Source organism: Streptomyces sp. S063 (genome assembly GCF_002832675.1).
Lineage (GTDB): Bacteria > Actinomycetota > Actinomycetes > Streptomycetales > Streptomycetaceae > Streptomyces > Streptomyces sindenensis.
Genome location: NZ_CP021707.1, coordinates 7,050,429 through 7,067,425, shown reverse-complemented (window position 1 = coordinate 7,067,425; position 16,997 = coordinate 7,050,429). Strand labels below are relative to the sequence as shown.

The window sequence follows — 16,997 nt, the reverse complement described above, 5'->3', positions numbered from 1 at the left end:
GATGCGGTACGGGCCCGCAGGCCGCTGACCCCGTACGGCTCCGGGTTGCCGCCCGAGTCCGTACGGGATCGACTCGCGTGTCAGCGGCGGACTTTACGGGTCGCCCGCAACCACTCCTTGTTCATCGCGGCGATCGAGGGCAGCGGAATGCCCTTGGGGCAGGCCGTGGCGCATTCGCCGGTCAGAGTGCAGCCGCCGAAGCCCTCCTCGTCCATCTGGGCCACCATGTCCAGGACGCGGGTCTCGCGTTCGGGGGCGCCCTGCGGCAGGACGTTGAGGTGGTTGACCTTGGCGGCCGTGAAGAGCATCGCTGAACCGTTCGGGCAGGCCGCGACGCAGGCGCCGCAGCCGATGCATTCGGCGTTCTCGAAGGCCAGTTCGGCGTCCGGCTTCGGCACGGGGGTGGCGTGGGCGTCCGGTGCGGTGCCGGTGGGCGCGGAGATGTAGCCGCCGGACTGGATGATCCGGTCGAACGAGGAGCGGTCCACGACCAGGTCCTTGATGACCGGGAAGGCGGAGGCGCGCCAGGGCTCGATGTCGATCGTGTCGCCGTCGGCGAACGACCGCATGTGGAGCTGACAGGTGGTGGTGCGCTCCGGGCCGTGGGCATCGCCGTTGATGACGAGGCTGCACGCGCCGCAGATGCCCTCGCGGCAGTCGTGGTCGAAGGCGACGGGCTCCTCCCCGGCGAGGGTGAGTTCCTCGTTGAGGGTGTCGAGCATCTCCAGGAACGACATGTCGGCGGAGATGTCGTCGACTTCGTAGGTGGCCATGGCGCCGGGCTCTTCGGCGTTGCGCTGACGCCAGACGCGCAGGGTGAGCTTCATGCGTAGCTCCGCTGGGTGGGGTGGACGTACTCGAAGACGAGGTCTTCCTTGTGCAGGACAGGGGCGCCGCCGGTGGTGGTGAACTCCCAGGCGGCGGCGTAGGAGAACTCCTCGTCGCGACGTTCGGCCTCGCCGTCCGGGGTCTGCGACTCCTCGCGGAAGTGGCCACCGCAGGACTCGGTGCGGTGCAGGGCGTCGAGACACATGAGCTCGGCGAGCTCCAGGTAGTCGACGATGCGATTCGCCTTCTCCAGCGACTGGTTGAACTGCTCGCCGGTGCCGGGGACCTTGATGCGCCGCCAGAACTCCTCGCGGATCTCGGGGATCCTGGCGAGCGCCGTGCGCAAGCCGTCCTCGCTGCGGGCCATCCCGCAGTACTCCCACATGAGTTCACCGATCTCGCGGTGGAAGGAGTCGGGGGTGCGGTCGCCGTCGACGGAGAGCAGCAGGTTGATGCGGTCCTCGGTCTCGGCCACCACCTCGGCGACGGCGGGGTGTTCGGCGTCGATGCTCCCGGTGTGGGGGTTGCGGGCCAGGTAGTCGTTGATGGTGGAGGGCAGGACGAAGTAGCCGTCGGCGAGCCCCTGCATCAGGGCGGAGGCGCCGAGCCGGTTGGCTCCGTGGTCGGAGAAGTTGGCCTCGCCGATGGCGAAGAGGCCGGGGATGGTGGTCTGGAGGTCGTAGTCGACCCAGAGGCCCCCCATCGTGTAGTGCACGGCGGGGTAGATCCGCATCGGGACCGTGTAGGGGTCCTCGTCGGTGATCCGCTGGTACATGTCGAAGAGGTTGCCGTATTTGGCCTCGACGGCCTTGCGGCCCATGCGCTGGATGGCCTCGTCGAAGTCCAGGTAGACCCCCTGTCCGCCGGGACCGACGCCGCGCCCCTCGTCGCAGACGTTCTTGGCCGCGCGGGAGGCGATGTCGCGGGGCACCAGGTTCCCGAAGGCGGGGTAGATGCGCTCCAGGTAGTAGTCGCGCTCGTCCTCGGGGATCTGGTTGGCGGGGCGGGTGTCGCCCTTGGCCTTGGGGACCCAGATGCGGCCGTCGTTGCGCAGCGACTCGCTCATCAGCGTCAGCTTGGACTGGTGGTCGCCGGTGCGCGGGATGCAGGTGGGGTGGATCTGAGTGAAGCAGGGGTTGGCGAAGTACGCGCCGCGCCGGTGGGCCCGCCAGATCGCGGTGGCGTTGGAGTTCATGGCGTTGGTCGACAGGTAGAAGACGTTGCCGTATCCGCCGGTGGCCAGGACGACCGCGTCGGCGAAGTAGGTGTCGATCTTCCCCGTGACCAGGTCTCGGGCGACGATGCCGCGTGCCTTTCCGTCGACCACGATCAGGTCCAGCATCTCGGTACGGGCGTGGAGTTCGACGCCGCCGCCGGCGATCTGCCGGGACAGCGCCTGGTAGGCGCCGAGGAGGAGTTGCTGTCCGGTCTGGCCGCGCGCGTAGAACGTACGGGAGACCTGGACGCCGCCGAAGGACCGGTTGTCGAGGAGGCCGCCGTACTCGCGGGCGAAGGGGACCCCCTGGGCGACGCACTGGTCGATGATCTCGACGGAGATCTGGGCGAGCCGGTGGACGTTGGACTCCCGGGCGCGGAAGTCGCCGCCCTTGACGGTGTCGTAGAACAGCCGGTGGATGGAGTCGCCGTCGTTGCGGTAGTTCTTCGCGGCGTTGATGCCGCCCTGGGCGGCGACCGAGTGGGCGCGCCGGGGCGAGTCCTGGAAGCAGAACTGGACGACGTGGTAGCCCTGTTCGGCGAGGGTGGCACCGGCCGCACCGCCGGCCAGGCCGGTGCCGACGACGATGACGGTGTGTTTGCGCCGGTTGGCGGGGTTCACGAGTCTGGCTTGGAAGCGGCGGGTGTCCCAGCGTTCGCTGACGGGGCCCTCGGGTGCCTTCGTGTCGACGGCGGGCTCGCCCGTGCGGTACTGCGTGTAGTCGGGCATGTCAGCTCACCACTCCGGTCATGACGGCGACGGGTACGGAGACGAAGCCCAGGGTCAGCACCGCCGCGAGGAGGTTGGCGAGGGTCTTCAGGATGCGGTCGCGGGTCGCGTTGCCGACGCCGAGCGTCTGCGCGGCGCTCCAGAATCCGTGCTGGACATGGAGGCCCATGGCGAGCACCGCGACGATGTAGATGACGTTGCCGTACCAGGTGGAGAAGGTGTCGATGACGTTCTGGTACGGGTGTCCGGCCTCGAAGCTCGTGTGCACGGTGCCGGTCGTCAGGTCGAGGATGTGCCAGACGATGAAGAGCGCGAGGATGATGCCGCCCCAGCGCATGGTCCGGGTGGCGTAGCTCGCGCGGGGCTTCTTGTGAACGTACTTGGCGGGGCGCGCCTTGATGTCGCGGCGGCTCAGCTGGTACGCCGAGACGCCGTGCAGCACGACGGCGGCGAGGAGCCCCACGCGGACGATCCAGAGCGCCCACTCGTCGTGCAGGACCGGTTCGCCCATGGTGCGCAGCCAGTGGGCGTACCCGTCGAACTCACCGGGTCCGAAGAAGATCTTCAGGTTGCCCACCATGTGGGCGACGAGATATCCGAGCATGACCAGGCCGGTCACGGCCATGATCGTCTTCTTGCCGACGGTCGAGTCCCAGAGCGTACGCGTCATCGACGGCCGTCGGTCCGTCCGCGTTGCCAATGCCATGGACACGACGGTAGGGGCGAAGGACCCGATCAGTCCAAGACATGGCCCAGCTGATCTCCATAGGCAATGCCTATCGGTGAGGTTTATCGTCGGTGTATGCACTTCCAGCAGCTCACCTACTTCGTGGCCGTCGCCGAGACGCGGCACTTCACCCGGGCCGCCGAGGCGGTGCATGTGTCCCAGCCCTCGCTCTCCCAGCAGATCCGGGCACTGGAGGCGGAGTTGGGCGCGGATCTGTTCAGCCGGGCCCGGGGCAACATCACCCTCACCGACGCGGGAGAGGCGCTGCTGCCGCTGGCCCGGCGGATCCTCGCCGACGCGGAGACCGCGCGCCACGAGGTCCAGGAGCTGGTCTCGCTGCGCAGCGGCCGGGTGCGTCTGGGGGCGACGCCGAGCCTGTGCACGGGGCTGCTGCCGGACCTGCTGCGCGCCTTCCACGACCGGCATCCGGGGGTGCGGCTGCTGCTGGAGGAGGGCGGGTCGCACGACCTCGTACGCCAGCTGGCGCGCGGGGCGCTCGATCTGGCGCTGGTGGTGCTGCCGCTGCCGGCCGCCTCCCCCGCCCTGACCACGGTGGAGCTGCTGCGGGAGGACCTGGTGGTGGTGTCCGCGTCGACGGAGCCGCCGCCGGGGCGGGACGGCTCCCTCCGGATCGCGGATCTGGAGGGTGCGCCGCTGGTGATGTTCCGGCACGGCTACAACCTGCGGGAGCTGACGCTCGCCGCGTGCCGCGCGGAGGGTTTCGAGCCGACGTTCACCGTCGAGGGCGGCGAGATGGACGCGGTGCTCGGTTTCGTACGGGCGGGGCTCGGCATCGCCGTGGTGCCGAGCATGGTCGCCGCCCGGGCGGGCCACGATCTGCGCAGGACCGCGCTGGCCGGGGGCGGACTGCGGCGCACGATCGCCCTGGCGCACCGCAGCGACGTGGACCCGCCGCGGGCCGCGCGCGAACTCCAGCGGATGCTGCTGGAGCACCGGCCGGTCCCCGGCTGAGACAGGCCCTGCGCGCCGGGCGGGGTCTCCGCCCGGCCACGGCTCAGACCGCGTCCGCCAGCAGCAGGGAGTGGATGCGGTCCGGGGCTCCGGGGCGGGCGTAGTACCAGCCCTGGGCGGTGTCGCAGCCGATCCGGCGCAGCTGTTCGGCCTGCGCGCCGGTCTCCACGCCCTCCACCGTGACGGCCAGCTCCAGGCTGTGGGCCAGCGACACGATGCCCTCGACGATCTTCAGGTCGACCGGGTCCGCCGGGTGCTGCTGCATGCCCCGGGTGAAGGAACGGTCCAGCTTGAGCACGCTCACCGGGAGCCGGCGCAGGTTCGCCAGGTTCGAGTAACCCGTGCCGAAGTCGTCGAGCGCGATGTCGACGCCCATCTCCGCGAGCTGCCGCAGCGGCTTGAGGAGATCGTCGTCGGCGCCGATCAGGGCGGACTCGGTCACCTCCAGGCAGAGCGCTCCCGGCTCCAGCCCGGAACGTTCCAGCACGTCGACCGTCTCCGCCACCAGCCGGGGGTGGTGCAGCTGGGTCGGCGAGAGGTTGACGTTGATCCGCAGCGGGCCGCCGTCGCTGTGCCGTTCCTGCCAGAAGTTGGCCTGCCGTACGGACTCCTCCAGCACCCAGCGGCCGAGTGGCACGATGAGCCCGGTGTGCTCGGCGAGCGGGATGAACCGGTCGGGGCCGAGCACGCCGTGCTGCGGATGGCACCACCGTACGAGCGCCTCCGCGCCGTGCACCGTGCCGTCGCCCAGGTGCACGAGCGGCTGGTACTCGATGAAGAACTCGCCCCGGTCCAGGGCGGCCGGGAGCGCGGTGGTCAGCCCGTGCCGGGTGATGGCGCGCTCGTCGGCCTCCGCGTCGGCGAGCTGGAAGCGGTTGCCGCCCGCCGCCTTGGCCCGGTACATCGTGATGTCGGCGCTGCGCAGCACCTCGGCGGCGCTGCGCTCCCCGGCAGGCCCCTCGACGATGCCGATCGAGCCCCGGACGGAGAGTTCACGGCCGTCGAGGCGGATCGGGGTGGCGAGCGCGTTCAGGATGCGGCCGGCCAGTTCGTGGACCTCTTCGGCCGTGTCCGGTCCGGTGGTCAGCGCCACGAACTCGTCGCCGCCGAGCCGGGCGACCATCTCGCCGGGCGCGGTGGCGCAGCTCTGGAGCCGGTCGGCGACCTCGACCAGGAGGCGGTCGCCGGCGGCGTGGCCGAGGCTGTCGTTGATGGCCTTGAAGCCGTCGAGGTCCAGGTAGCAGAGGCCGAAGCGGCCGCCTTCCTTGGCGGTGAGGGCCTTCTCCAGGCGCTCGAAGAACAGAGTCCGGTTGGGTAGTCCGGTGAGCGCGTCGTGGGTCGCCTCGTACCGCAGCCGCAGGTTGAGCAGCCTGCGTTCGGTGGTGTCCTCCATCAGCGCGAGCTGGTATTCGGGGCGGCCCTCGGAGTCGCGCAGCAGCGAGACGGTGAGGTTGGTCCACAGGACGGTGCCGTCGTTGCGGTAGTACGCCTTCTCGACCCGGTAGTGCTCGCGCTCGCCGCGTACCAGCTCGTCGTAGTACTTCCACACCTGGGGCGAGTCCTCGGGGTGGACCCACTCGTTCACCTTGTGGCTGCGGACGTGGTGTTCGAGACCGCCGAACATCCTGGTCAGCGTGTCGTTGATCTCCAGGATGTTGCCGTCCAGGTCGGCGATGCCGATGCCGATGGCGGCGTCCTTGAAGACCGCGCGGAACCGGGCCTCGGTGGCGTGCAGGGCCTCTTCGGCGTGCGAACGGGCCGTCAGCGCCGAGCGGGCGATGGCCTCCTGCTCGGCGAGCGTGCGCTCGCGCAGGGCCCCGGTGAACCCGGCGGCCAGCGTGTGCTGGATCCGGGCGCAGCGGGCCCGGCCGTCCTCCGTGGACAGCGCGCCGGGCCCGTTGCCGCCGCAGTAGAGGACGAGGTAGGAGTCGACGACGCCGAGCGTGGAGCTGAGGGCGTCCGGATCGGTGCAGTGCGCGTCGATCAGGGCCGCGCCGATCCGCTGGGCGGGCGAGGCGTCGAAGGGGTGGGCGTGCAGGATGCCGTTCAGCTCGCGTGCCAGGGGCAGCAGATGCTGTTCGAACTCCGGCCGGGTCAGGGAGGTGGCCGTCAGGGGGAAGATGGCCCGGCTCCAGATTCTGGCGAATCTCCGGAGCCGGCCCTCGGGGCCGTCGGGTTCCGCGTCCGGCTCTCCGGACGCCTGGGCGGGAATGCTCACGCCTTGCGCCCGACCCCGCCGAAGCCCGAGAAGGCGTACGGGTCTTCCTGCTCCGGCGACTGCGGGGTCTCGGGCCGCCATTCGGGCATCGAGACGAGTCCCGGTTCGACCAGCTCGTAGCCCTCGAAGAACCGGCCGATCTCCTCGCGCGAGCGCATGATCAGCGGGTTGCGGATGTTCCTGTAGACACCGACCGTGCCGGCCGCCTCCTCCTCGGGCAGCGGGATGCCCTCGTACGAGGCGTGGGTCAGGACGATGAGGCTGCCGGGGGCCAGCGCCTCGCGCAGTTCGGCGACCGCGGCGTACGGCTCGTCGGCGTCCTCGATGAAATGGAGTACCGCGACGAGCAGCAGGGCCACCGGCCGGTTCAGGTCGAGCAGTCCGGTGATCTCCGGGTTCGCCAGGATCTCCTTGGGGCGGCGCAGGTCGGCGGCGGCGATGACCGCGCGGTCGTTGCCCTCCAGCACGGCCTGGCTGTGGGCGACGGCGACCGGGTCGTGGTCGACGTAGGCCACCTTGGCGCCGGGGTCGGCGGCCTGCGCGACCTCGTGGACGTTGCCGAACGTCGGGATGCCGGATCCGATGTCCAGGAACTGGTCGATGCCCGAGCCGACGGCGTGGCGGACGGCCCGGCGCATAAAGGCGCGATTGGCCTGCATGATCTTGGGAAGGCCCGGGAGGAACTCCATGGCCTTGCGCGCGGCTTCCCGGTCCACCTCGAAATTGTGCGATCCGCCCAGATAGAAGTCGTACATGCGGGACACGCTCGGCACCGAAATATCTATGCCCTGCGGTGCCCAGGCGGGACGCTCCATCGATGTCTCCAACAAGTTCGCCACGGCGATCCGGCCATGTTCATGGTCAGTGTTGACCAGAGGCTACTGATCGGCCGCCAGGAGAGCGAGTGGAAACGGAAATTAGCGATCCGTTATTGGTCACACTCAGGTGGCATACCCGGCCGGTCCGTCGCTGCGCGTATGCGGACAGCGACGGACCGGCACTCCGGGTGCCGTTTCCCGGTGGTTCGGGGCCACTTGGGGCTCCTGGGCGATTGTTCTCCGCGTCCGTGATTACTTGGCCGCGCCGACGAGTTTGGAATCCGGGGAAACGGCGTACCAGGTTCCGCCGACACCCTGCCCGTTGGTGTCTCCGGGCTTCTTGTCGCCCGCGAAGGTGTAGATCGGCCAGCAGTCGATGGTCTGCTGCTTGATGCCGTCGGGGCGGTCGAAGGTGACGAATCCCTTCGTCGTGACACCGTCCACCGCGTTTTTGGCCATAGGGGCGACTACCGGCCACTTCTTGAGGCACTCGCCGGTGCAGGCGGTCTTCATCGGCCAGGCGGAGTCCTTGGTGAAGCGGTAAACCGTCATGCCCCGGCCGTCCACCACGATGTCGCCGAGTTCCGGGTCCTTGCGGACCGAGAGCCCCGCGGGATCGGCCGGTTCGGCGACCCCCTCGCTGTCGGCGTTCTTCGCCGCCTTCTTCCCGTCCGGGGCCGCGGCGAACCAGGTGCCGCCGACCCCCTGGCCGTTGATCTGGCCGGGGGCGGTGTCCTTCGCATACCGGTACATCGGCCAGCCGTCGACGGTGAGTTGGCTGGTGCCGTCGGGGCGGGTGACCTCGCCGAGCAGCTCCTCGTCGGTGCCGGCCGCGGCGGTGGTGCCGCCCGAGGCCACCACCGGCCAGATCGCGGCGCACTCGCCCTCGCAGTTCGACTTCGGCGGGTTCGCGGTGTCCTTGTCGAACCGGTAGAGCGTGAACCCCTCGCTGTCGGTGAGTACTTTCCCGAGCTTCTTGGTTTCCTGGACGGCGAGTTGACCGGCCTCCTTCGGTTCCGCCGCTTCCTTCTCCGCCCCGGATCCGTATCCCCCGCCGGCCGATCCGTACCCGCTCTCGGCGGGCTGCTGGGCCGGGGCGGCGTTGCCCACCGCCTGGCCGTTCGGCGATGTGCCGCCCTGCTCCTGACCGCACGCCGTCGTGAGCGTCAACAGAGCCGCGGCGGTGACCGCGAGCGAGGCGTTGCGCCAGGTGTTCATGTCGACTCCCGTGGTGCTTCGTCGTAACGCTGGTGATGCCGGCGCGGGACCGCGCCGTTCATGGCCCTAGGTACGGGACACGGACGGGGTCGTGTTCAAAGGGAGTCCGAGAAGAATGCGGCGGGTCGGGGCGAGCGGGCAAACACGAATGGCCCCTCAACCGCCCGATCAGGCGAATCGACTGCGCCGACCGCGTGTTTCCCGGCGGTGTGAATCATGCTTCCCGTCGTGCACGGATCACGCATCGCGCGGCTCACGGCAGCCGCCGCACTTCTCTGGCTGACAGCCGTACCGCTGCCCGCGACCGCCGACAGCTGCGCGGTGGCCTCGATCGGGGATGACGGGAGCGGTTCCTCGGTCGCCGTGGCAGGCGACGGGGACTGCGTCGCGGTCTCCGAGCCGGAGCCGCCTCCGCCCCCCCCGCCCCCGCCCCCGCCCCCGCCGAAGCCGGCCCCCTCGCCACCGCCACCGCCACCTCCGCCACCTCCGCCGCCGCCTCCTCCCGTGGTCGCGGAACCGCCACCTCCGCCACCCCCGCTTCCTGCACCCCGCCACCTCCGCCACCGCCACCGCCACCGCCACCGACTCCACCACCACCGCCACCGAAGCCCGCGCCGAAGCCCCCGGTGCGGACCGAGCCGCCGGACCCCCGGCCCGTCGCGCTGCCGACGTACCGCAAACCGACCCGTAAAGAGCCGCGGAGCGGGCCGTCACTGGTGTCGCTGACGCTGCTCATCACCGCCCCGGCGGTGTTCGCCGTCGCCGTGCTGCGGCCTCGGTCACACCGCTGACCAGGAGAAATACATGTCCGAATGGCTCGTACTGAGCATTGCCATGGCGTCCGCCTGCGCGGTCGTCCTGATCATCGTCGTGCTGAACAACCGGCGGGTCGCGGACGACGACGATCCGTCCGAGACCCCCGACGTCATCGAGTACATGACGATGATGATCGGGGTGGTCTACGCGATCGTCCTGGGGCTCGCCATCGCCGGGGTCTGGGAGGGGCGCAGCGCCGCCCAGGAGTCCGTACGCATCGAGGCTCAGGCGCTGCACGAGGTGCAGGCACGGGCGTCCGTCTATCCGGCGGAGGTCCGCGACCGCATCCGGGCGGACGTCGACGCCTATGTCCGCCATGTCGTCGACGACGAGTGGAAGGTGATGTCGGAGCGGAACACGCTCACCGAGCGCGGCACCGAACTGCTGGACAAGGTGCGGGCGGACGTCACTGATTACGAGCCGAAGACCGATCACGAGGGGCAGGCCTACCAGCCGCTCGTCGACCAGGTGGCGGCGGCGGGACGACGCCGCAGCGCACGGGGGCAGAACGCCGAGGCGACGATGCCGGGGTGGTCTGGTTCGGACTGATCATCGGGGCGCTGGTGACCGTGGGGCTGATCTTCACGCTCCAGATCCGCAGAACGTTCCGCGAACTGCTCCTGGCAGGCCTGTTCAGCGCGTTGATCGCCTTTCTGCTCTTCCTGATCTGGGACTTCGACGCACCACCCTTCGGCCGGGGCATGTCGGCCACCGCCGAACCGTTCCTCGACACGTTCCCGGGCATCACCGGCTGACCGCCGCTTCCCACGGCCGGCGAGCAGGCCCGTGCGCCGGTCGGGGGACAGCGTGACCCATTCGCCGGACCCCGATCGCGGGTGGGGACGACCCCTCCTAGGCGTGTCGGGCATCGAGGTGCATTTTTCCTGCTATGTGGAAATTGGTTCCGCAGCTGCCCCTCGGGTAACCCGGAGGATCCACCATGCGCGCGATACGTGTCGCACCGCTCGCCCTGCTCGGCGCCGGTGCCCTGACGCTCATCGCCCCGTCCGCCGCCTTCGCCGCGCCGGACGGGGCCTCCAGCACGTTCAATCCGACGATCACCCCCTCGGTGATCGCACCGGGCGGCCGGGTCACCCTCGGCGCCGGTGGCTGCACGGGCGAGACGACCGTCAGCTCCGGCATCTTCGACACCACCACCATCCCGAGCGGCAGCACGACGGCCACCGCCACCGTCGACTCCGACGCACGGCGGGGCGCCGTCTACGCGGTGACGTTCACGTGCGGCTCCACCGGCACCTCCCGGAACCGTCAACCTGACGATCACCGGCGGCGCGACGACCAGCCCCACGCCCACCCCGCCCCGACGCCCACCACGGTCCCGACAGCCAGCTCGACGGCGCTCGTACCGGGCGGGGTACGCGGCGGCCTCGGCGGCAGCACCGGCGCCACCGACACGGTGGAGGTCGCCGCCGGCGGGCCCTGGTGGTCGCGGCGGCCTCGGGCGCCCTCTACTTCGCGCGTCGCCGTAACGCCGACCGCCGCCACTGACCGCGAGCATGCGGCGCACGGCAGTCGCCCCGGGTCCTGATCCAGGACTCGGGGCGACGGGCGTATCGGGCCGGGCGGGAGGTTCGACGCCTTAGAACGCCGCATGGCCGGTCCGCCGGCGCCGGACGAGGAAGACCGCGCCGCCGACGGCCGCGGCCGCCACCAGACCGCCGCCGACCTGCATCTCGACGGAGCTCGGGCCCATCGAACCGCCGAGCCCGCCCTGCGCGCCGTTACCGGCGAGCACGGTGAACTTGTGCGTCGCGATCCGGTTGTTGTCGCTGCACTTCACGGACAGGTGGTACTGCCCCGGGGTGGTGTTGTCCCGGACCCGGGCGTGGGCGTAGTTGGTGCCGTCACCCGCGGAGAGGGTGGTCGTCGGGAACGCGTTCGACCAGACCTTGCCGCCGTGGCCGCAGCCCTGCGCGGTGATCTTCAGCGTGCCACCCTGGTGGACGGACTGAGGATTGACGGCGACGTTGACCGGGCCGTTGGTGGCGGCGGCCATGGGGGCCGCGAGCCCGACGGCCGCGAAAGCGGTCGCGGTGACCGCGAGAGCGCGTGAAGCACGCATCGTGTGAACCTCCAGCGGGAAACGCCCCCGGGGGCTGGTCCCCCGGTGGATCGACGAGAACGTCTCCCATGACGAACACTCACCAGTCGACCGATGGCTCGCACTTCGGCACTGCTCCACCCCGGTGATGCGACACGCCGTACGGAGGCCGCCGAATCTGACGGATCCGCAGGTCACGGGCCATCAGAACTTTTATCCGCTCATTACTCCGATGGGCAGTCAGCCATCAGGGGCACCCGCCGGGGACCGGCCCGGCCGCCACCCGTTCGCCTCACCCTGATCGCCGGCCGGACACGACGCCCTTAACGTTCACAGCGTCGCGACGAAGGGAGAACCATGGGCCGGGACTACACCGGGGGCGAGCGGACCAGACGGGTGCCATGGGGTGCGATCGCTCTGGTGATGCTCAGCGGCCTCGCTCTCATGCGCAACGGCACGGAGTTCTCGGAGGCGGGCCCGCCGCAGCCCGCGGCCGCCGCCTCGCTGGATCTGAGCAAGGACGCGCCGGGACCGCCGGTGGAGGGCGAGCCGGTACAGCCGCTGCCGTACGCCCCGGCCTCCCGGGTGAAGATCGGCTCCATCGACGTGGACGCGCCGATCATCGACGTCAACCTGGACGCCAACGGGTGGATCGACGCCCCGCCCGCCGAGGACCCCAACCTCGCCGGCTGGTACCAGAACGGCATCGCCCCGGGCCAGCGGGGCACCGCCGTGGTCGTCGGCCATGTCGACAACATGTCCGGCCCCGCGGTCTTCTACGGCCTCGGCTCGCTCCAGAAGGGGCACCGCGTCGAGGTCTCCCGCTACGACGGCCGGGTCGGGATCTTCGAGGTGTACGGGGTGGAGGTCTTCGCCAAGAACGACTTCCCCGGCCCCCGGGTCTACGGCGACACCGGCCACGCGGAGCTGCGCGTGATCACCTGCGGCGGCGGCTACTCCAAGGCGGGCGGCTACGACGGCAACGTCGTGGTCTTCGCCCGGCTCGTCGACACCCGCTGACGCGACGCGTTCCCTCCCGTGGTGGTGTCCCCGGCGGATCGCTGGGACACCACCACGCGCACGCCCGCTCAGACGCGGTACGGCACCGTGATGCGGTAGCCCTCCTCCAGCAGCCGGGGAAGGTAGCGGCGCAGGGCGGCGACGCTCTGCGAGCGGTCGCCTCCCGCGTCGTGCGAGAGGACGACGACACCGGGCGCCGCCCCGTTCAGCACCCGGCGGACGATCGTGCCGGTCCCGGGCTCCTTCCAGTCGAGCGTGTCCACGGTCCAGGCCATCGGCTCCATGCCCAACTCGGCCCCGATCTCGAAGGAGTTGCGGTTCCACGCGCCGTAAGGGGCGCGGTACCACAGCGGCGGGGCGCCGAGCGCCCGCTCCACCACGTCGCTGGTACGCCCCAGCTCGTCGCGGATCGCGGGGCGGGAGAGCCTCGGGATCAGCGGGTGGGACCAGGAGTGGTTGCCCACCACATGCCCGTCGTCGGCCATCTCGCGCAGCAGGTCGGGGTTGCCCTCGGCCATCTCGCCGCAGACGAAGAACATCGCGCGGACCCGGTGGGCGCGCAGGGTGGCGAGGATGTCCGGGGTGTACCGCGGATCGGGGCCGTCGTCGAAGCTGAGGACCATCGAGTGCCCGAGGTCGGGAAGGTGCTCGAAGGGCCGGGTGCGCACGGGCGGCCTGGCCGGTCTGAACCGGGCCGGGGTGCCCGCGGTCATGGGCTCCAGGCGGTACGGGGAGGGCCGGCCGCGGACGTTCGCCGGGGGTCCGGCGGCCGCGGCGGGCGGGGTGCGGGCGGGACGGCCGGGGGTCGACGCCGGGTCGGCGAGGACCAGGTGCACAGCGGCGGCGGCTCCGAGGCCGAGGGCGACCCTCAGGAGGGTGCGGCGCTCGGGTCCGGTGTGATCACGTGTCATGGCCAACTGCTCGCACGGCCGGACGTCCGCCCCGGCCGTCGACACGGAGGCCGACACGGAAGCCGACCGTTTTATACCCAATCGACGCAGTATGCCCATATTCACCGAGGCCTATGACGGCCGGGACGGCCCCTCTCCGGGCGAGCCGATAGCCTCGGAGCCGTGACAGAGCAGCAGCCTCATCGGTTCGAACGCGGTACGGACGGCCCCAAGGTGATCGTCGCGGGGCTCGACGGCTCCGATTCGTCGATGCGCGCGGCGGCCTACGCCGCCGGACTGGCCCGTCGGCAGCACGCCGTGCTGGCCCTGGTGTACGTCCAGCCGATCCTGCCGGCGGGCGCCGCCCTGGGCGTACCGGTGGGCGACACGACGGGTGAGGTCGCGGACTCCCTGGTCGCCGAGATCCAGGAGGCGACCGAGCGCTTCAGGGACGCGTGGGACGTCCGCTGGGAGTTCCACACCTTCCGGGGCAACCCCTACAACGGGCTGGTGACGGCGGCCGACGAGCTGAAGGCGGACGCGGTGGTGGTCGGGGCCTCGGAGTCGGCGGGGCACCGCTTCATCGGTTCGGTGGCCGTGCGCCTGGTGAAGGCGGGGCGCTGGCCGGTCACCGTGGTGCCGTAGGACCCCGCCGCCGACCGCCGCTTCCCGCTACTTGCCCATGAGGAGCCCGTCCCGGTCCGCGCCCCGGCCGAGGACGACGGTACGGATCCGGTCACGGACCTCGCGCAGGTGCTCGGCCCCGCCCTCGGGGAAGTCGAGGGCGGCGTTGAGGTTGATGGCGCGTCCGGTGGCGGTGTCGTACCACTGGGGTACGAACTCGGCCTTCTTCACCTTCCAGCGCTCACCGGGTTTCGCGGGCGGCGCGAAGGTGAAGCGGCCCATCGAGCTCTGGTTGCCGCGCGGGTCCTGCGCGCCCTCGTAGTTGATCATCGCTCCGGCGATCTGGTCACCCATGCCGTACACGACCCAGGTGCCGTTGACCTTCTCGTACGCCTGCGGCACATGGGCGTGGGTACCGATGATCAGGTCGATGTCGGGGCGGCCCCGGTCCGTGGAGGCGGTGAGCCGCTCGGCGAGGTCCCGTTGCCCCGCGTCGGGCTCGTCCTGCCATTCGGTGCCCCAGTGGGCGGAGAGGACGACGACGTCGGCGCCGGCCCGGCGGGCCGCCCTGGCCTCCTCGATGATCTTCCGCTCGTCGGTGACGTTCACCGTCCAGGGCCGGTCGGCGGGGAGCGGGATGTCGTTGGTGCCGTAGGTGTACGCGAGGTGGGCCACCTTGGCCGCGCCCTTCCCCGGTCCGGCGGGGAGGATCGTCGGGCGGGCGGCCTCGGCGGCGGTCCGGGCGGAACCGGCGTGCCGGACACCCGCCCCGTCCAGGGCGTCGAGCGTGCGCCGGACCCCCTCGGCCCCGTCGTCGAGGGTGTGGTTGGAGGCGGTGGAGCAGGAGTCGAACCCGGTGGTGCGCAGGGCGGTGGCGATCTCGGGGGGCGACTTGAAGTTCGGATAGCCGGTGTAGGGGCCGCCCTCCTTCCCGTACACGGTCTCCATATGACAGAAGGCCAGGTCCGCGCCGGAGACGACGGGGGCGACACCGGCCAGCATCGGGGCGAAGTCGTACCCGGCGCCGCCCGCGTCGGCGGCGGCCTGGTCGATGACGGAGGAGTGCGGCAGCACGTCGCCGGCGGCGAGGAGCGTGAACGGGCGGGGCCCGTCGGCGTCCTGGCCGCCCGCACCCCGGGCGGCCGAGGGCTTCCCGCTCGGCGCGGGGGTCCCTGGTTGCTGCCCGGCACAGCCGGTGGCCGCGGCGAGCAGGAGGGCGAGGGCGGCCACGGCGCCCGGTCGGATGCGCTGCGTCATCTGCTCGACTCCACGTTCGGATGATTACGACCATCCGAATAAACCGATCTTCATATCGCATAAGCAAGGAGCATTGCCGCATACCTAGCTGAACTGGTCGTACCGGCCGACCCCGACGGCCCCTCGACCGTTCACCGCACCATTCGCCGCACTGAGCGACCGCTCGTCGCACGCCTCGGTGCACCGGGTGTTCCCGCGCCGCCGAATGCGTTCGTATACGCCAGTCGGCAACGCGGCCGTCAGGGGCCTCGGCGGGAGAGGACGTTCATGAAGACCACCACGACGACCGACGAACGGACCCTGGCGGAGTTGCAGCGGGAACACGGCCCCGCCCTGTTCCACTTCCTCCTCGGTCTCACCTTCGGGGACCGGCAGCGGGCCGAGGACCTGGTGCAGGAGACCCTCGTACGTGCCTGGCAGCACCCCGAGGCGTTCGACGCGCCCTACGACTCGATGCGGCCGTGGCTGTTCACCGTCGGCCGGCGTCTCGCCATCGACGCGCGCCGCTCCCGCCGGGCCCGCCCCGTCGAGGTCAGCGACACGGTGCTGGAGAGCACTCCGGACGCCCTGGACACCGCGGACCGCGCGGTGCGCACCCTGGACGTGCGGGAGGCGGTGCGCACGCTGAGCCCCGAGCACCGCGCGGTGCTGGTGCAGATCTACTTCCGCGGGCTCAGCGTCGGCGAGACGGCGGAGGTGCTCGGGATTCCGGCGGGGACCGTCAAGTCCCGTTCGTACTACGCCCTGCGGGTCCTCTCCCGCACACTGCCCGGCTACTCCCGCAGGTCCTCTGACCGGAGCAGTGCCAGCAGGGCGGAGGCCTCGGCCACCTCCACATAGACCTGGGCACAGCCGTCGCAGCCCTGGAGGTGGCGGGCCACCCGGCAGGTCTCCTCGGCGTCCAGGGCGTCCAGGACGTACGCACCCAGCAGCAGGCGCACATGCGGGTCGTCGCCGGGGTCGGCACTCATTCGCAGCCTCGCATCTCCTGGGCGATCCTCCCCTTCTGCCCACGCGGGGCACCCGCCCCCGGTTCAATGCTGCGTGAAGCCCGGTACCGAGCAAGGAAAGAGGCGAGACGGGATGCGTCCCGAGGATACGGATGAGGCCGGTGGGAACGGGCTCCGGGTGCCGATGACCTGGCTGACCACCGAGTATCTGGCCGACGAACTGTTACGGACCGGCGATCTGATGGAGCCGACGACGCTGGAGTTCCGGGCGGGGCGTGACGCTCTCGCGCTGACGATGTTCCTGTGCGAGTTCCCCCGCGACGCCCCCGCCCCGCGGGCCCTGCCCGAGCCGCGGGTCGACGAACTGCGCGTGCTCACGGCGTACGAGGGCACCTGGCGCAGCTGGATCTGCGAGCGGCTGGCTCAGTCGGAGCGGTGTGCCGAGCCCGGCGACCCGGACCTGGCGCTGGCCCGGTCCGCCTGGCGCTGGCTGGAGGAGACCGAGCTGCTCGCGGCGGACCTGGACGCGATCGGCCCCGCGTCCTGGGAGACCGCGCCGGACGCGGCGGGCGGCGACCAGGAGATCCGGGTCTGGACGCCCGCCTGGCAGCTGGGGCTGCCGCTGGGGCATCTGGCCGTCCATCTGTGCTGA

General features: G+C 71.0%; 15 protein-coding genes and 2 pseudogenes. 7 read left to right on the top strand and 10 right to left on the bottom strand.

All coding sequences use genetic code 11. The features are described 5' to 3' along the window. Positions 1-80 precede the first annotated feature (80 nt). The 3 genes from CCZ36_RS32090 to CCZ36_RS32080 are packed head-to-tail and all read right to left on the bottom strand — an operon-like array spanning position 81 to position 3,443. The gene (locus CCZ36_RS32090) at positions 81-827 is read right to left on the bottom strand and encodes a succinate dehydrogenase/fumarate reductase iron-sulfur subunit (RefSeq protein ID WP_069736336.1); all 747 of its coding nucleotides are present in this window, start codon (positions 825-827) and stop codon (positions 81-83) included. After that, entirely contained in the window at positions 824-2,773 is a 1,950-nt protein-coding gene (locus CCZ36_RS32085; RefSeq protein ID WP_128819147.1) for a fumarate reductase/succinate dehydrogenase flavoprotein subunit, read from the bottom strand. Before CCZ36_RS32085 ends, CCZ36_RS32090 begins: the two co-directional genes overlap by 4 nt. Before the next feature lies 1 nt (position 2,774). Beyond that, positions 2,775-3,443 (bottom strand): succinate dehydrogenase cytochrome b subunit, encoded by a 669-nt coding sequence (locus CCZ36_RS32080; protein ID WP_069736334.1) that lies wholly within the window; start codon positions 3,441-3,443, stop codon positions 2,775-2,777. Between the two features lie 132 nt (positions 3,444-3,575). Here CCZ36_RS32080 and CCZ36_RS32075 point away from each other — a divergent pair, with 132 nt between their 5' ends. Then, a complete protein-coding gene (locus tag CCZ36_RS32075; RefSeq protein WP_069736333.1) occupies positions 3,576-4,472 on the top strand; it encodes a LysR family transcriptional regulator in 897 nt (298 codons plus the stop codon). Between the two features lie 43 nt (positions 4,473-4,515). On the opposite strand, the gene CCZ36_RS32070 is transcribed toward CCZ36_RS32075, so the two are convergent. From CCZ36_RS32070 to CCZ36_RS32060, 3 genes are all read right to left on the bottom strand, one after another. Beyond that, complete coding sequence (locus CCZ36_RS32070; protein WP_069736332.1) at positions 4,516-6,690, bottom strand: putative bifunctional diguanylate cyclase/phosphodiesterase; 2,175 nt, start codon at positions 6,688-6,690, stop codon at positions 4,516-4,518. Further along, positions 6,687-7,505 carry an SAM-dependent methyltransferase gene (locus tag CCZ36_RS32065; RefSeq protein WP_079149493.1) on the bottom strand — a complete coding sequence of 273 codons (819 nt, stop codon included), beginning with the start codon at positions 7,503-7,505 and terminating at the stop codon, positions 6,687-6,689. The genes CCZ36_RS32070 and CCZ36_RS32065 overlap by 4 nt, the downstream gene beginning before the upstream one ends. 255 nt (positions 7,506-7,760) lie before the next feature. Continuing rightward, on the bottom strand, positions 7,761-8,726 hold the full coding sequence (locus CCZ36_RS32060; RefSeq protein ID WP_128819146.1) for an SCO0930 family lipoprotein: 966 nt from the start codon (positions 8,724-8,726) through the stop codon (positions 7,761-7,763). Positions 8,727-9,530: 804 nt separating this feature from the next. On the opposite strand from CCZ36_RS32060, the pseudogene CCZ36_RS32055 reads away from it, so the two are divergent. After that, positions 9,531-10,297 (top strand): annotated as a pseudogene (locus CCZ36_RS32055) (bestrophin-like domain). A gap of 185 nt (positions 10,298-10,482) precedes the next feature. Beyond that, a pseudogene (locus CCZ36_RS32050) lies at positions 10,483-11,051 on the top strand (hypothetical protein). A gap of 91 nt (positions 11,052-11,142) precedes the next feature. Here the strand turns inward: CCZ36_RS32050 and CCZ36_RS32045 are convergent. Beyond that, positions 11,143-11,625, bottom strand: coding sequence for a hypothetical protein (locus tag CCZ36_RS32045; protein WP_069736327.1), 483 nt, complete (start codon positions 11,623-11,625; stop codon positions 11,143-11,145). A gap of 336 nt (positions 11,626-11,961) precedes the next feature. On the opposite strand from CCZ36_RS32045, the gene CCZ36_RS32040 reads away from it, so the two are divergent. Then, entirely contained in the window at positions 11,962-12,624 is a 663-nt protein-coding gene (locus CCZ36_RS32040) for a class F sortase (protein WP_006129168.1), read from the top strand. 68 nt (positions 12,625-12,692) lie between these two features. On the opposite strand, the gene CCZ36_RS32035 is transcribed toward CCZ36_RS32040, so the two are convergent. Further along, positions 12,693-13,535, bottom strand: a complete 843-nt coding sequence (locus CCZ36_RS32035) for a polysaccharide deacetylase family protein (RefSeq protein WP_128819145.1) — start codon at positions 13,533-13,535, stop codon at positions 12,693-12,695. Positions 13,536-13,697: 162 nt separating this feature from the next. Here CCZ36_RS32035 and CCZ36_RS32030 point away from each other — a divergent pair, with 162 nt between their 5' ends. Continuing rightward, entirely contained in the window at positions 13,698-14,159 is a 462-nt protein-coding gene (locus CCZ36_RS32030; protein ID WP_128819144.1) for a universal stress protein, read from the top strand. Positions 14,160-14,186: 27 nt separating this feature from the next. Here CCZ36_RS32030 and CCZ36_RS32025 read toward each other — a convergent pair whose 3' ends face one another. Continuing rightward, positions 14,187-15,395, bottom strand: coding sequence for a CapA family protein (locus CCZ36_RS32025; RefSeq protein WP_069736325.1), 1,209 nt, complete (start codon positions 15,393-15,395; stop codon positions 14,187-14,189). Between the two features lie 267 nt (positions 15,396-15,662). Here CCZ36_RS32025 and CCZ36_RS32020 point away from each other — a divergent pair, with 267 nt between their 5' ends. After that, the gene (locus tag CCZ36_RS32020; RefSeq protein ID WP_128819143.1) at positions 15,663-16,235 is read left to right on the top strand and encodes a sigma-70 family RNA polymerase sigma factor; all 573 of its coding nucleotides are present in this window, start codon (positions 15,663-15,665) and stop codon (positions 16,233-16,235) included. Here CCZ36_RS32020 and CCZ36_RS32015 read toward each other — a convergent pair. Continuing rightward, positions 16,169-16,366: a zf-HC2 domain-containing protein gene (locus CCZ36_RS32015; RefSeq protein ID WP_128819142.1), complete on the bottom strand. Its 198-nt coding sequence runs from the start codon at positions 16,364-16,366 to the stop codon at positions 16,169-16,171. The two genes, CCZ36_RS32020 and CCZ36_RS32015, sit on opposite strands and share 67 nt — an antisense overlap. A 112-nt stretch (positions 16,367-16,478) precedes the next feature. Between CCZ36_RS32015 and CCZ36_RS32010 the strand changes: the two genes are divergently transcribed. Then, positions 16,479-16,997 (top strand): hypothetical protein, encoded by a 519-nt coding sequence (locus CCZ36_RS32010; RefSeq protein ID WP_069736322.1) that lies wholly within the window; start codon positions 16,479-16,481, stop codon positions 16,995-16,997.

Excerpts from the sequence above, each read along its gene's own strand:
- CCZ36_RS32080 (WP_069736334.1), bottom strand. The coding sequence starts at position 3,443 with ATGACGCGTACGCTCTGGGACTCGACCGTCGGCAAGAAGACGATCATG.
- CCZ36_RS32065 (WP_079149493.1), bottom strand. The coding sequence starts at position 7,505 with ATGGAGCGTCCCGCCTGGGCACCGCAGGGCATAGATATTTCGGTGCCG.
- CCZ36_RS32090 (WP_069736336.1), bottom strand. The coding sequence starts at position 827 with ATGAAGCTCACCCTGCGCGTCTGGCGTCAGCGCAACGCCGAAGAGCCC.
- CCZ36_RS32085 (WP_128819147.1), bottom strand. The coding sequence starts at position 2,773 with ATGCCCGACTACACGCAGTACCGCACGGGCGAGCCCGCCGTCGACACG.
- CCZ36_RS32075 (WP_069736333.1), top strand. The coding sequence starts at position 3,576 with ATGCACTTCCAGCAGCTCACCTACTTCGTGGCCGTCGCCGAGACGCGG.
- CCZ36_RS32010 (WP_069736322.1), top strand. The coding sequence starts at position 16,479 with ATGCGTCCCGAGGATACGGATGAGGCCGGTGGGAACGGGCTCCGGGTG.
- CCZ36_RS32060 (WP_128819146.1), bottom strand. The coding sequence starts at position 8,726 with ATGAACACCTGGCGCAACGCCTCGCTCGCGGTCACCGCCGCGGCTCTG.
- CCZ36_RS32015 (WP_128819142.1), bottom strand. The coding sequence starts at position 16,366 with ATGAGTGCCGACCCCGGCGACGACCCGCATGTGCGCCTGCTGCTGGGT.
- CCZ36_RS32045 (WP_069736327.1), bottom strand. The coding sequence starts at position 11,625 with ATGCGTGCTTCACGCGCTCTCGCGGTCACCGCGACCGCTTTCGCGGCC.
- CCZ36_RS32035 (WP_128819145.1), bottom strand. The coding sequence starts at position 13,535 with ATGACACGTGATCACACCGGACCCGAGCGCCGCACCCTCCTGAGGGTC.
- CCZ36_RS32020 (WP_128819143.1), top strand. The coding sequence starts at position 15,663 with ATGAAGACCACCACGACGACCGACGAACGGACCCTGGCGGAGTTGCAG.
- CCZ36_RS32040 (WP_006129168.1), top strand. The coding sequence starts at position 11,962 with ATGGGCCGGGACTACACCGGGGGCGAGCGGACCAGACGGGTGCCATGG.
- CCZ36_RS32025 (WP_069736325.1), bottom strand. The coding sequence starts at position 15,395 with ATGACGCAGCGCATCCGACCGGGCGCCGTGGCCGCCCTCGCCCTCCTG.